This is a genomic window from Domibacillus sp. (assembly GCF_031181085.1).
Lineage (GTDB): Bacteria > Bacillota > Bacilli > Bacillales > Domibacillaceae > Domibacillus.
This window is the reverse complement of record NZ_JAPSLE010000004.1, coordinates 287,295-299,814: the sequence shown is the minus strand read 5'-3', so window position 1 is coordinate 299,814 and position 12,520 is coordinate 287,295. Positions and strand designations below refer to the sequence as shown.

13 protein-coding genes are annotated in these 12,520 nt (G+C 47.8%); 10 read left to right on the top strand and 3 right to left on the bottom strand.

Annotation, left to right across the window (positions count from 1 at the left end):
- Positions 1 to 95, top strand: a 95-nt coding sequence (locus RIN81_RS08900) for an IS3 family transposase (protein ID WP_309089391.1), incomplete at its 5' end; no start/stop codon positions are given.
- Positions 96 to 127: 32 nt separating this feature from the next.
- Here the strand turns inward: RIN81_RS08900 and RIN81_RS08895 are convergent.
- A complete protein-coding gene (locus tag RIN81_RS08895; RefSeq protein ID WP_309089390.1) occupies positions 128 to 505 on the bottom strand; it encodes a hypothetical protein in 378 nt (125 codons plus the stop codon).
- Position 506: 1 nt separating this feature from the next.
- Positions 507 to 998 carry a hypothetical protein gene (locus RIN81_RS08890; protein WP_309089388.1) on the bottom strand — a complete coding sequence of 164 codons (492 nt, stop codon included), beginning with the start codon at positions 996 to 998 and terminating at the stop codon, positions 507 to 509.
- Positions 999 to 1,171: 173 nt separating this feature from the next.
- On the opposite strand from RIN81_RS08890, the gene RIN81_RS08885 reads away from it, so the two are divergent.
- The 8 genes from RIN81_RS08885 to RIN81_RS08850 all read left to right on the top strand — a co-directional run bounded on the left by RIN81_RS08885 (position 1,172) and on the right by RIN81_RS08850 (position 10,040).
- Positions 1,172 to 2,548, top strand: a complete 1,377-nt coding sequence (locus tag RIN81_RS08885) for an NAD(P)-dependent oxidoreductase (protein WP_309089413.1) — start codon at positions 1,172 to 1,174, stop codon at positions 2,546 to 2,548.
- A 15-nt stretch (positions 2,549 to 2,563) separates the two neighbouring features.
- Positions 2,564 to 3,826, top strand: a complete 1,263-nt coding sequence (gene preA, locus RIN81_RS08880) for an NAD-dependent dihydropyrimidine dehydrogenase subunit PreA (protein ID WP_309089386.1) — start codon at positions 2,564 to 2,566, stop codon at positions 3,824 to 3,826.
- Between the two features lie 19 nt (positions 3,827 to 3,845).
- Positions 3,846 to 5,258, top strand: a complete 1,413-nt coding sequence (gene hydA / locus RIN81_RS08875) for a dihydropyrimidinase (RefSeq protein WP_309089384.1) — start codon at positions 3,846 to 3,848, stop codon at positions 5,256 to 5,258.
- A 28-nt stretch (positions 5,259 to 5,286) separates the two neighbouring features.
- Complete coding sequence (locus RIN81_RS08870) at positions 5,287 to 6,765, top strand: NCS1 family transporter (protein WP_309089382.1); 1,479 nt, start codon at positions 5,287 to 5,289, stop codon at positions 6,763 to 6,765.
- A gap of 16 nt (positions 6,766 to 6,781) precedes the next feature.
- On the top strand, positions 6,782 to 7,039 hold the full coding sequence (locus RIN81_RS08865; protein ID WP_309089380.1) for a hypothetical protein: 258 nt from the start codon (positions 6,782 to 6,784) through the stop codon (positions 7,037 to 7,039).
- Between the two features lie 210 nt (positions 7,040 to 7,249).
- A complete protein-coding gene (locus RIN81_RS08860; RefSeq protein WP_309089378.1) occupies positions 7,250 to 8,371 on the top strand; it encodes a type II asparaginase in 1,122 nt (373 codons plus the stop codon).
- A 194-nt stretch (positions 8,372 to 8,565) separates the two neighbouring features.
- Positions 8,566 to 9,078 carry a hypothetical protein gene (locus RIN81_RS08855; protein ID WP_309089376.1) on the top strand — a complete coding sequence of 171 codons (513 nt, stop codon included), beginning with the start codon at positions 8,566 to 8,568 and terminating at the stop codon, positions 9,076 to 9,078.
- A 74-nt stretch (positions 9,079 to 9,152) separates the two neighbouring features.
- Positions 9,153 to 10,040, top strand: a complete 888-nt coding sequence (locus RIN81_RS08850) for an SGNH/GDSL hydrolase family protein (protein ID WP_309089374.1) — start codon at positions 9,153 to 9,155, stop codon at positions 10,038 to 10,040.
- 83 nt (positions 10,041 to 10,123) lie between these two features.
- Here the strand turns inward: RIN81_RS08850 and RIN81_RS08845 are convergent, their stop codons facing one another.
- Positions 10,124 to 11,467 (bottom strand): sodium-dependent transporter, encoded by a 1,344-nt coding sequence (locus RIN81_RS08845; RefSeq protein ID WP_309089372.1) that lies wholly within the window; start codon positions 11,465 to 11,467, stop codon positions 10,124 to 10,126.
- A 141-nt stretch (positions 11,468 to 11,608) separates the two neighbouring features.
- Here RIN81_RS08845 and purU point away from each other — a divergent pair, with 141 nt between their 5' ends.
- A complete protein-coding gene (gene purU, locus RIN81_RS08840; protein WP_309089370.1) occupies positions 11,609 to 12,517 on the top strand; it encodes a formyltetrahydrofolate deformylase in 909 nt (302 codons plus the stop codon).
- Positions 12,518 to 12,520: the final 3 nt, after the last annotated feature.

Here is a 12,520-nt window from a genome sequence, read left to right as displayed (position 1 = left end):
GCTACATAACGTATTATAACCAGAAACGAATCAAGGCAAAATTAAAGGGCATGACTCCGGTTCAATACCGGATTCATGCCCAGGAAGCTGCCTAATACTCGTGTCTAACTTTTTGGGTTCAGATCAATCATTTATAATGATCGAGCCCTTTTTTAAAGATTTCTAAAATGATATCATGCTGGGTTTTGCTCATCACATGCTGGCGAATTTCATTCAGCTCCGCAACGAGGCCGGCATCTAAATGCAGGTTGACGGTTTTTCCTTTGTCGGCCTGCTGCACATCAAAGCCGCCTTCACGTTTTTTTACCTGTCCTTCAAGCACAGTAATGTCATCAAAAGGAACACTGGCCGGCACTTGAATCATGCTGCCCTCAAAAAAGATCTCTTTGGCATCTTCTGAAAAAGAAATGGCCAGCGAATGCCCGCTGTTACGGTTTTCATCCCGGATAAGACGTGCTTTTTCCTGGTTATCTCGTGTATTTCGAATGGAAATTTTGGCCTTCACGTTACACCTCTCCCCCTCGCAAGCAGGATTCTTTAACCCCTTTTTGTATAGTAAAGGTTGATTCTATCTGCACTGTATAATGAAACTCCCCTTGTTGAAGAACGGAATCCATCACTATCGCACGCTCCGATCCGATCCATACCTGGTCCAGCACCTCAAAAGCAGGGACCAAATAGCCTTTTTCAAACAAGAAATGATATACAGTCTCTTTCAGATAGATAAACCGCTTCTTGCCCTGTTTTGTGCGGAGCGCCGGGAATGCCTGCTTTTCATCCAGCACCTCGCCAAGATAGCCTTCATCTGCCCATCTTTTGATTGTAGACATATTTAATTCACGGCCCGTGTGCTGCCGGATGAGCTCGATGATTTCTTTGGATGAGACGAACTGTTTACGCTCTTCTTCCTGCTCGGAAACAGCCGCCAGCTGGCCGCGAAGCTGTTCAAGCTGGGACTCATATTCGTTGATTCGCTGCTCCAATTCGTTCCTGTTCACATGTGTCACTTCTTCCGTTGGTATTCTCTTCATCCTACACTAACTAAAGTTCGTTTGTCAGAAAATATACCAAAAATGATGTGTGCGTTTTTTGTTTGCTGTATAAATATTTTAAGATGCAATCAATAAATAATCAATAGACAGAAAACATGCAAGGGGGAACGAACATGCACATGAATCGAATGAAGAACCGTTCGGTTTCACTAACAGACCTGTCTCAAAATTTTCTCGAAATTGAACCCGATTTAACGGCCAAGGAAGCAATGGATGAAGCAAATCGCTGCTTGTATTGCTATGACGCACCTTGTATTACAGCTTGTCCAACCTCGATTAACATTCCGTCGTTTATTAAAAAAATTGCTTCAGACAATTTAAAAGGGTCGGCCAAAGTGATTATGGAAGCCAATCCGGTCGGGGCAAGCTGTGCGCGTATTTGTCCGACAGAAGAATTGTGTGAAGGTGCCTGTGTCCTTAACCACGCGTCACAGCCAATTATGATCGGCAACCTCCAGCGGCATGCCACTAACTGGGCGATACATAATCACGCGCAGCTGTTTAAGGCGGGAGAAAAAAATGGAAAGTCGACCGCGATTATCGGCGGCGGTCCGGCGGGGCTGTCCGCAGCGCGTGAACTGGCGCGCCTTGGATTTGAAGTTACCATTTTCGAAGCGAAGGAAAAAGCGGGCGGCCTTGATACTCATGGCATCGTATCCTTCCGTCTTCCGCAGCGCGTATCCATGTGGGAGGTCGAGCAGGTGGAGAGCCTGGGCGTTACCATTCATACAAACACCATTGTCGGCCGCGATATCAGTCCGGATGCCATTTTGGAGAGCTATGATGCTGTGGTGCTCGCGGTTGGAATGGCCAGTGTTCCGCCTATCGGCATCCAGGGAGAAGGGGCCAAAGGCGTTTACGATGCGATTGAATTTGTAGAATCGACGAAAATACCGCCGGTGGATACCCATTTGATCGGAAAGAAGGTAGTCGTCATTGGCGCTGGCAACACGGCGATTGATGCAGCGACATGCTCGGTCCGGCTCGGTGCCGCCGATGTGACAATACTGTATCGGCGAACTGAAGCCGAAATGACCGCTTATGAATTTGAGTACGAATTTGCTAAGCAGGAAGGAGTGGAGTTCCGCTGGCTTACACAGCCGGTTGGAATTGTACAGGATGAAAAGGGGGCGGTAAAAGGCGTAACGTGTATCCGGATGGAACTTGGCGCTGCTGATGAATCCGGCCGCCACCGGCCCGTACCGGTTGAGGGTTCCGAGTTTACCGTCGAAGCGGACGCGGTCATTCGTGCGATTGGGCAGAAGCGTTATACCGGCTTGATTGAAGCATTTGGGTTAACTCATAAATGGGGCACCGTGAAAGTGGACCTGGACACACTCCAGACCTCTAATCCGAAAGTGTATGCGGCAGGAGATGTGATTTTTGGTGATGGGCAGGGGGATGCAATGGTCGTTACAGCAGCAGAACAGGGAAAACGGGCGGCTTACTCGATTTACAAACAGTTTGTCGGCTCTGGCATGGCGCAAACATCTTAAAAGGAGGAGATTTAGATGGCAGACTTACGTATAAACTTTGCAGGAATCCAATCACCTAACCCGTTTTGGCTGGCATCCGCACCGCCAACCAATTCCGGCTATCAGGTGCAGCGGGCGTTTGAAGCCGGCTGGGGCGGCGCCGTATGGAAAACACTCGGTGATCCGATTATTAATACATCCTCCCGGTTTGCGGCGCTGCACTTTAACGGCCAGCGTGTCGCAGGCTTTAACAACATAGAGCTCATTACAGACCGGCCGCTTGAAGTGAATTTAAAAGAAATTTACGAAACGAAAAAACGCTTTCCAAATCATGCTGTCATCGCTTCCTTGATGGTTGAACCAAAGCAGGGAAAGTGGCATGAAATTGTGAAAAAAGTAGAAGCGGCCGGTGTGGACGGGCTCGAATTAAACTTCGGCTGCCCGCATGGCATGGCAGAACGCGGCATGGGTGCGGCGTCCGGACAAGTACCGGAGCTGGTGGAAAAGCAGACGATGTGGGCGAAGGAAGCCGCCCGTACACCGGTTATCGTCAAGCTGACACCAAACATTACCGATATTACGGCCACTGCCTGGGCGGCTGTACAGGGCGGGGCGGATGCGATCAGCATGATTAATACGATCAACAGCCTCGCCGGTGTGGATCTGGATTCGTGGAATACGATTCCGCACGTGGCAGGAAAAGGAGCGCATGGCGGTTACTGCGGTCCGGCCGTAAAGCCAATTGCTTTAAATATGGTGGCGGAATGCGCACGCAACCCGGAAATTAACGTTCCGATCTCGGGCATTGGCGGCATTGGCACATGGAAAGATGCGGCCGAGTTTATCTTAATGGGCGCTGGCAGCGTTCAGGTATGTACAGCGGCAATGCACCACGGGTTTAGCATTGTCGAAGATATGATCGACGGCTTAAGCAATTATCTCGACAGCAAAGGACTTGCTTCTGTTGAAGAGTTAATGGGCCGGACCGTTCCGCGTTATTCCGACTGGGGCAATCTCGACTTAAATTACAAAGTGGTCGCCCATATCAACCGCAATACATGTATCAACTGTAATAAATGCCATATCGCCTGCGAAGATACAGCACATCAATGTATCGAGATGCTGACGTCTTCAGATGGCAGCAAATATTTGCAGGTTCGTGAGGAAGACTGTGTCGGCTGCAATCTTTGCTCCATTGTCTGCCCGGTGGACGGCGCCATCGACATGATGGAAATTTCAAGCGGCCCGCCAATGACTTGGAACGAACGCCAGGCGGCTATTAAACAGCCGATTGCCTAAAGAAAAGGAGCGGATAAGCATGAAAAAAATCATTAAAAACGGGGTCATTGTAACAGCAGTGGATCAATACGAAGCGGATCTGCTCATTGAAAATGGCAAAATAACTCAAATTGGTACTGCGCTGGAGGAAGCGGCAGATGAAGTGATTGATGCAAAAGGTGCTTACCTGTTCCCAGGCGGTGTTGATCCTCATACACATCTGGACATGCCGTTTGGCGGTACAGTCACAGCAGATGATTTTGAAACGGGGACGATGGCAGCCGCGTTTGGCGGCACAACGACCATCATTGACTTCTGTCTGACAAACAAAGGGGAGCCGCTGCAAAAAGCGATCCGTACGTGGCATGAGAAATCAAAGGATAAAGCCGTCATTGACTACGGCTTCCACTTGATGATTGGGGAAGTCAATGACGCGGTGCTGGCGGAGATTCCAGAGGTGATTGAAAAAGAAGGTATTACGTCCTTCAAAGTATTTATGGCGTATAAAAATGTGTTTCAAGCAGATGATGCAACGCTGTTCCGTACGCTGCTCACAGCAAAAGAGCATGGCGCTCTCGTGATGGTTCATGCGGAAAACGGTGATGTGATCGATTACCTCATAAACGACGCCCTGGAAAAAGGGCACACGGAACCGATTTATCACGCGCTTACACGCCCGCCGGAAGTAGAAGGAGAAGCAACCGGACGTGCAGCCGCCCTGGCCGGCCTGGCAAATTCCCAGCTGTACGTTGTACATGTGTCGTGTGCGGAAGCTGCCCATAAGATTGCAGAGGCACGCCAAAAAGGCTTCCAAGTTTGGGGCGAAACTTGTCCACAATATTTGCTGCTCGATCAACATGATTTAGAAAAGCCGGATTTTGAAGGGGCTAAATATGTCTGGTCACCGCCTCTCCGTGAAAAGTGGAACCAGGATGTACTGTGGGACGCACTGAAAAATGGCCAGCTGCAAACGATCGGCTCTGACCAATGTTCTTTTAACTTTAATGGGCAGAAGGATCTCGGACGGGATGACTTCTCAAAAATTCCAAACGGGGGCCCGATCATTGAGGACCGATTCAGCCTGCTGTTTTCGGAAGGAGTGGAAAAAGGGCGCATTTCCATTCACCAGTTTGTTGATCTCGTGTCGACCCGCTCAGCAAAACTATTCGGCCTGTTCCCGCAAAAAGGCACGATTGCGGTCGGCAGCGATGCAGATATCGTCATCTTTGATCCAAACAAAGAGCGGGTGATCTCTGCCGAAACCCATCATATGAATGTCGATTACAGCGCTTTTGAAGGAATGAAAGTAACAGGTGAGCCCGTCTCCGTACTCTCACGTGGTGAATTTGTCATTCGGGAAGGGGAATTTACCGGCAAGCCGGGAAGCGGACAGTACATTAAAAGAAGCCGCTATAACAGTACGCAGGCGCGTCAGGCTATCATTGCCCAATAATCATCCAATGAAAGAGGAGGAATCATAAATGAAAGAGCCCAGCCGTTATTTAAAATCGCCGGATTTGCTGCCGATTGCTCACCGTGACCGTAAAATTGGGACGTTTGGTTTTGCGCTTATGTGGATTGGGATGGCGGTTGTGCTGGCTGCTTTTGCCATCGGCGGAGCGGCGGTGGAACAAATGCCGCTTTCATGGGTGCTTGCCGCCTCTTTTATCGGCTGTGTGCTGATTGGTCTGTTTATTTCCATTATTGCCGATATCGGGATCGAGCATGGGCTGTCTTTTCCCGTTTATATGCGTGCGCCGTTTGGAACAATCGGAACACATATCCCATCAGCGATCCGCGGTATTGCCGCATCCATGTGGTTCGGAATCAACACGTATTTCGGCGCTATGGCGATCAACGGTATTTTAAATGTGATATTTGGCTTTGACAACTGGTTCGTCTGCTTTTTAGCTTTTGTGGCGGTGCAGGTCGCCAATACAATTATTGGGATCAAATCGATTGAAAAATTTGCAGATTTAGCTGCGCCTATTATCATTTTAATTTCACTCTGGATGTATGTCACACTGGCCGACCAGGCGGCGGCTGCCGATAAAAATGTTTGGTCCTGGGTGGAAAACCCGCTTACCGGCGGTTTGCTGTTTAATGCCTTTATGGTCGTGGTTCTTGGGAACATGGGGTATTGGTCGACGCTGGCGGCCGATATTTCTTCGATCTCCCGTTTTATTAAAGCTCCGCAATTTGAGCGGAACTGGATCAAACGCAACAAAAGTGTACTGGTCGGCAGTTTAATTGCCATGCCGCTTACGCAAACCTTTGTGGTAGCGATTGGCGGTGTTGCTTTTATTGCAGTCGGTAACTATGATCCGGTTGCCGCCTTACAGGAAACATCCAGCGGGCTTGTGCTGGCCGTTTTGCTGCTGCTTATCGTTTTTGCCCAGTGGTCCACGAATACAGCGGCCAATCTTGTCCCGGCTGCCACTGTGTTTTCAAATATTGGCGGCCCGAAAGTACCGTTTTATGCGGGTGTAATCGCAGCAGGCGTGATCGGCATGGTCACCCAGCCGTGGAACTTATTTAATGTTTTAATGCCGTTTCTGCTTGTTGTCGGCGGGGTGCTGGCCGCCATTGTCGGCATTTTGTTTGCAGACTATTATTTGATCCGCAGGCGCCGTGTGAATGTGCCGGACTTGTATGAAATGAAAGGGCAGTACCGCTATCATTACGGCGTGAATTGGGCCGGCATTATTTCCTGGGTTATAGGCGGCACGCTTGCCGTCATCTTTTCAACCTATTCGTTTTTTGTCGGCTTTGCGGTCGGCGCCGCTGCATATTATGTATTAGCGAAGTTTTGGTGGTTCCGCTCATACAAGCAAGCTGAGCTGGAAGACCCAAGTGACGATAAATACCTTGGCGTGACGGTCGGCCGTGACTGGACCATTCCATCAGAAAGCGAAACGGCAGCTGATGAACTGCCGCCGGCTGCAATTGAAAAATTGTAAAAAGGGGTGAGGGAAAATGTCTGATTACAAAGGGTTTATAAAAGAAAAGGAAGCCATCGATGGACTCCTCGATGACGGCTACCGGATTATCGCAGTAAGAGAAACACTCGAAGGGGATTTTATCGAGTTTGAACGGCATATTGAACGAAAGGAACTACATCTTTTAACAGCTGATGCACGCAAATACATTGGAACGATCATTGTCGAAGCGAAAAGGGGAAGTGAAAACTCATACGGAGGCACATACGAAGAAGCGGGTGCCGCTGGATCCTGACCGCTTTCTCACGGAAGATTAGCAGTAAAAGATCTCAAAACAGCCTTTATCCGTATAAGTAAAACGGATAAAGGCTGTTTTCTGTTTGAAAAACGAAAACACAAATAAAATTTATGTTAGAAAATGTTACATGAAATGATGATTAAATATGTAAAGCGTATATAGTGAAAATTGTACAATATATTCGTAGCAGCGGAAGGAGACAGTTTGATGAAGCTTAAAAAAATGATAGGTGCATCTGTTATGTCTGTTTGTTTATTAGCTCCAGGAGTAGGGGTTTATACGGGTTTATCCGTACAGGCAGCCACAACAACTGCTTCTACAACGGTTAAGAGTGCGGACACCGATCTGCCAAACGTGAAAATTTTAGCAACCGGCGGTACGATCGCAGGCTCTTCTGCGAGTAATACGGACACAACGGATTACAATGCCGGGGAACTCGGTGTGGAAACCTTGATCAAAGCTGTGCCGGAAATGAAAAAGCTGGCTGATGTAAGTGGAGAGCAGATTGTCAACGTCGGCAGCCCGGAAATAAACAACGATATTTTACTGAAGCTTGGCAAGCGTATTAATACGCTGCTTGCGTCCGATGATGTGGATGGAATTGTCGTCACACACGGGACAGATACATTAGAAGAAACAGCTTATTTTCTTAATTTGGTCGTAAAAAGCACAAAGCCGATCGTGGTGGTCGGTGCGATGCGTCCGGCTACAGCCATTAGCGCTGATGGGCCGATGAATTTATATAATGCTGTGAAACTGGCGGCAAATCCATACGCGAAGAAAAAGGGCGTTATGGTTGCGTTTAACGACCGAATTGGTGCAGCGCGTTACATAACAAAAACAAACACAACAGCTCTCGATACATTTAAATCCATAGAGCAGGGCTATTTAGGCGGTTTTGCAGGTGAAAGTGTTTATTTCAGCTCCATCTTAAATAAGAAGCATACTACACAGACTGCTTTTGATATTTCAAAAATTGAAAAGCTTCCTCAAGTAGATATCTTATATTCTTACCAAAATGAAGGAAGATATTTGTATGATGCCGCTGTGGAAGCAGGAGCCAAAGGACTTGTTGTAGCGGGCTCTGGTAATGGGTCCATGTCGAGTATCGCAAGAGAAGGAGCAAAAGATGCGGCAGCAGAAGGAGTAGCCATTGTCCGCTCTACACGTGCAGGCAGCGGAGTCGTCACACATAGCCCTTCAGACGACAAAGACGGCCTTGTTTCTGCCGATTCCTTAAATCCGCAAAAAGCCCGGATTTTGTTAATGTTGACTTTAACAAGAACGAGTGATCCGAAGAAAATCCAGCAGTATTTCGATAAATACTAAACAATATTTAAATAAAAACCTGTCTCTCTTTCAAAACGAAGGAGCGGCAGGTTTTTATTGCTTTCTTTTCATTTTAAGGTAAGATTTTCTGCCAATAACCGAAATCTATTTGAGCGAATATGGTAAGCTGAACTCAATTTTACCTTGCAACGTTTGCCTGCCGGTCAATAAAGCGTGAAATGGAGGCTGGGAGAATGAAAAGAATGGGTTATCGTGGAGTGAGTTTTGGAGAAGCGAAACGTGTAGTCGCCACTCAATGTTATGAGCGGATGGAAAGGCGGCAGTTTGAAGACGGCGTTCAAGCGCGGTCTATTTTTGGTCCTGGCCTTTATTTAATCAGCGATGCAAAGCTTGCTGCCCACTATGCATTTTGTCACGCGGAAGCAGAAGGAAGCAGCCGGGCAGCCGTGTTAAAGCAGGACATCCAGCTGGATCGGCCTATGGTCATTAACTGCCGTTACACAGAAACAGATCTTAGGCGGGATGCACTTGAGTGGAAATATGCTGAAAGAGCAATGCCTGCTGTTCGCCCGGAACATGTTTATGCATGGATTGGCCGGATCACTAAAGACTATCTTCTGGCTCACTCTTTTGACGGAATTGTGTACCACGTGGACGATACGGTTATTTATTACGTTGCTTATTTTCAAGAAAAACAGATCCAACGTATTGATCTCGCTTTTACATTTACAATGACTGGTGCATAAAACAGTTTGTTCAAGCGTAAAAGCTCATTCTTTTGATACAATAAGGAGGAGAATGAGTAAAGGAAGTGGCGCGTATGATCAGACGGGCTTTGCTGTTGTTCTTTTTTGTTTTCGGCAGTATCGCCAGCCCTGGACAGGCGGCGGCCATCCATTATATAGCGATTGGTGATTCGCTTGCGGCGGGCCAGACGCCGAACCGGGAAATTGGAGCAGGGTATGCAGATATGATTGCGCTTGCGATCCGGCCGGATTCTTATTCAAAGGAGCTGGCGATTCCCGGCTACACGGTAAGTCAGGTGATCAGCCAGGTGGAAAGTGCGGCGGGGAAAAAGGCCATTCAGTCGGCTGACCTCATTACCATTTCAGCGGGTGCGAATGACCTTCTGCCGCTTATTCAAAATGACTCGAAGCGCGGGCTGCTTACCTTTAACGCAGTAACGGCTGCTTTTGCCTTAAACGGTGTGAGGGAAAACTATGCAGTGCTGCTTAAGAAAATTAAAGCATTGAACCCGCAGGCGGATATTTATGCAATGGGTTATTATTTCCCGTATCCTCATGTGTTCGACCAGCACAAGCCGGCAGTTAGTGAGCAGCTGAACCTGCTGAACCAGATCATTAAACAAGAAGCAGAGAGGGCGGGTGCCGTCTTTGTTCCGGTGGCGGACCATTTTGGACTGGACGGAGTAGAGTATGTGCCGAACCCGAGCGATGTGCATCCAAACGGCGCAGGCTATCTGCAAATGGCGAATGCCTTTTTAGCCGTATATGCTCCTGGTACAAAGCTGCCGTCCTCCATTTTAGGACAGCTGCCGAAGCCGATCCCGCTGGCTGATTTAATCAAACAGCGGCAAAAGATGCTGGAACGTGAGCCGAAGCAGGAGAAAAAGGCAGCGGAAGAAACGGATCAAACAGCGGCTGTACAAGGCTGTACAAGGGAAGAAGTATATGCCGCTGCACTTTAAAGCATGAATAGGCATGTAACGAATAAAAGAAAAATAAAAAAAGCGTTCACGAATCCGTTTTGGATTCGTGAACGCTTTTTAGGTTACATTTTTAATTGGCTCATCGTATAAACAAATACGACCGCAATTGTAATCGGCACAATCCAGCGCATAAGCGGCAGCCAGTACGCATACGTAGAGCCAAAGCGGCCGGCATTGAGTTCGTACTCGCTTTTTACAATCGCCTGATCCATCCGCCAGGCAATAAACAGTGCAATCAGCAGGTTGCCGAGCGGCAGCAGGATATTGCTGACGAGATAATCGGTCATATCAAAAATGTTGCGGCCGAAGTAGGAAATATCGGCGAACGCACTAAAGGACAGAGCCGCAGGAATACCCGCCAGAAAAACAACGATACCAGAGATAAGTGAAATCTTTTTACGTGATGCTGCTTCGCCTTTCGTAAAAGCCGCGGTGATAATTTCAAGCAGGCTGAACGAAGAAGTAAGCGTTGCAAACAAAAACAGCAGTAAAAACATAAATAAGAACAATTCACCAAAAGGCATCTGCGAAAAAACAGCCGGCAGTACGACAAACAGAAGTCCAGGCCCAGCTGTCGGCTCTAAGCCGAATGCAAAAACGGCCGGGAAGATGGCAAGTCCTGCTAAAACGGAAACAAAAATATTCATAATCGCCACAGAACCGGCAGACGACGGAATACTCACATCTTTACCTAAATACGAGCTGTAGGTGACCATGCAGGAAAATCCGACAGCCAGTGAGAAAAAGGAATGTCCAAGTGCGTATAAAACAGCTTCTGCATTAATTTTCGAAAAATCCGGCTGCAGGAAAAATGCCACGCCTTCCATTGCTCCGTCGAGTGTTAAGGAACGGATCACTAAAATAATGAAGAAAATAAATAAAAGAGGCATCATATATTTGCTGGCAAACTCGATGCCTTTTTGGATTCCGGCTGCAATTACAATAATGTTCAGCAGCATAAAAAGAGCGTGGCCGCCAATCGTCAGCCATCCGTTTTCGGTCATCGCGCCAAATACGGCGCCCGGATCACCGCTGCCGATGACGCCGCCATACAGAGCACGGATGGTATAAATCAGTACCCAGCCGCCGACTACGCTGTAAAAAGAAAGCAGTAAAAAGCAGCCGGCTACGCCAATTTTACCTGTGAGTGTCCAAAAAGAACCCGGCGCGAATTTTTTATAAGCACCAACCGCTTCCCGGCCGGAACCGCGTCCAATAATAAATTCTGAAATCAGCATAGGAAGCCCGATTAAAAGAGTGAAAATAACGAATAAAAGCAAAAAAGCGCCGCCGCCGCTTTGACCGGTTACATAAGGGAATTTCCAAATCGCCCCAAGTCCAATCGCCGCGCCGGCTGAGGACAAAATAAAACCGAGCTTCGACGACCATTGTTCTTGTTTCTCCAATTGCTTTGCCTCCAATAACAAGTCAGTTTGTTATTTTACTATAGCACGAATCCAGGCGAAGGGCTGAATATATTTTCAAAGCAGGCGGAATCGTATATAATGAGGAAATTGAAATTAAACTGAAAAACTGGAGTGTACATGATGAATGCAAATATAAATTCACCCGAAAACGTACCGAGTAGACAGAGCCGTCCTGAAAACCGGGGCCGCCTGCTTGTAAAGTGTCCAGATGGACCGGGGATTGTCGCTGCTCTGTCAAAATTTTTGTTTGAGCAGGGTGCGAATATTATTGAGTCAAGCCAGTATACGAGTGATCCGCAAGGCGGCACTTTTTTTATCCGGCTCGAATTTGACTGCGAAGGACTAACGGACAAGCGGGATACTATGGAAAAAGAGTTTTCGTCACTTGCGGAGAACTTTAGTATGGAGTTCCGCTTTGCATACGGAAGCGAGCGGAAGAAAACAGCCATTTTTGTTTCAAAAGAACCGCATGCCCTGCTGGAGCTTTTATGGGAATGGCAAAGCGGCGATCTGCCGACGGATATCGCCTTCGTAGCTGGAAACCACGAAGAAGCTCGGGGGATGGTTGAATCGCTCGGTATTCCGTTCTATCACATCCCGGCAAACAAAGACATTCGCCGGCAGGTGGAAGAGGAACAGTCACGCTTGATTGAAGAGCATAATGTCGATGTCATCGTGCTGGCACGTTACATGCAAATTTTAACACCAGAATTTGTAGAGAAGTATCCGAACAAAATTATTAACATTCATCACTCGTTTCTGCCGGCGTTTATCGGTGCGCGTCCGTACGAGCGTGCGTACAACCGTGGCGTGAAGCTGATCGGTGCGACGTCTCACTATGTAACCAATGATTTGGATGAAGGGCCGATCATTGAACAGGATATTGAACGTGTAGATCACCGCGATCATGTGGCGGACTTGAAAAAAATCGGCCGCTCGATTGAACGGCGTGTTCTGGCACGGGCAGTTAAGTGGCATTTAGAAGACCGCATTATCGTGCACGGCAACAAAACGATTGTGTTTCAATAAGAA

What these genes read in the sequence shown, in the direction of transcription:
- RIN81_RS08850 (WP_309089374.1), top strand. Translation starts at nt 9,153, where the DNA reads ATGATCAGACGGGCTTTGCTGTTGTTCTTTTTTGTTTTCGGCAGTATC.
- RIN81_RS08870 (WP_309089382.1), top strand. Translation starts at nt 5,287, where the DNA reads ATGAAAGAGCCCAGCCGTTATTTAAAATCGCCGGATTTGCTGCCGATT.
- purU (WP_309089370.1), top strand. Translation starts at nt 11,609, where the DNA reads ATGAATGCAAATATAAATTCACCCGAAAACGTACCGAGTAGACAGAGC.
- RIN81_RS08855 (WP_309089376.1), top strand. Translation starts at nt 8,566, where the DNA reads ATGAAAAGAATGGGTTATCGTGGAGTGAGTTTTGGAGAAGCGAAACGT.
- RIN81_RS08865 (WP_309089380.1), top strand. Translation starts at nt 6,782, where the DNA reads ATGTCTGATTACAAAGGGTTTATAAAAGAAAAGGAAGCCATCGATGGA.
- hydA (WP_309089384.1), top strand. Translation starts at nt 3,846, where the DNA reads ATGAAAAAAATCATTAAAAACGGGGTCATTGTAACAGCAGTGGATCAA.
- RIN81_RS08860 (WP_309089378.1), top strand. Translation starts at nt 7,250, where the DNA reads ATGAAGCTTAAAAAAATGATAGGTGCATCTGTTATGTCTGTTTGTTTA.
- preA (WP_309089386.1), top strand. Translation starts at nt 2,564, where the DNA reads ATGGCAGACTTACGTATAAACTTTGCAGGAATCCAATCACCTAACCCG.
- RIN81_RS08885 (WP_309089413.1), top strand. Translation starts at nt 1,172, where the DNA reads ATGAATCGAATGAAGAACCGTTCGGTTTCACTAACAGACCTGTCTCAA.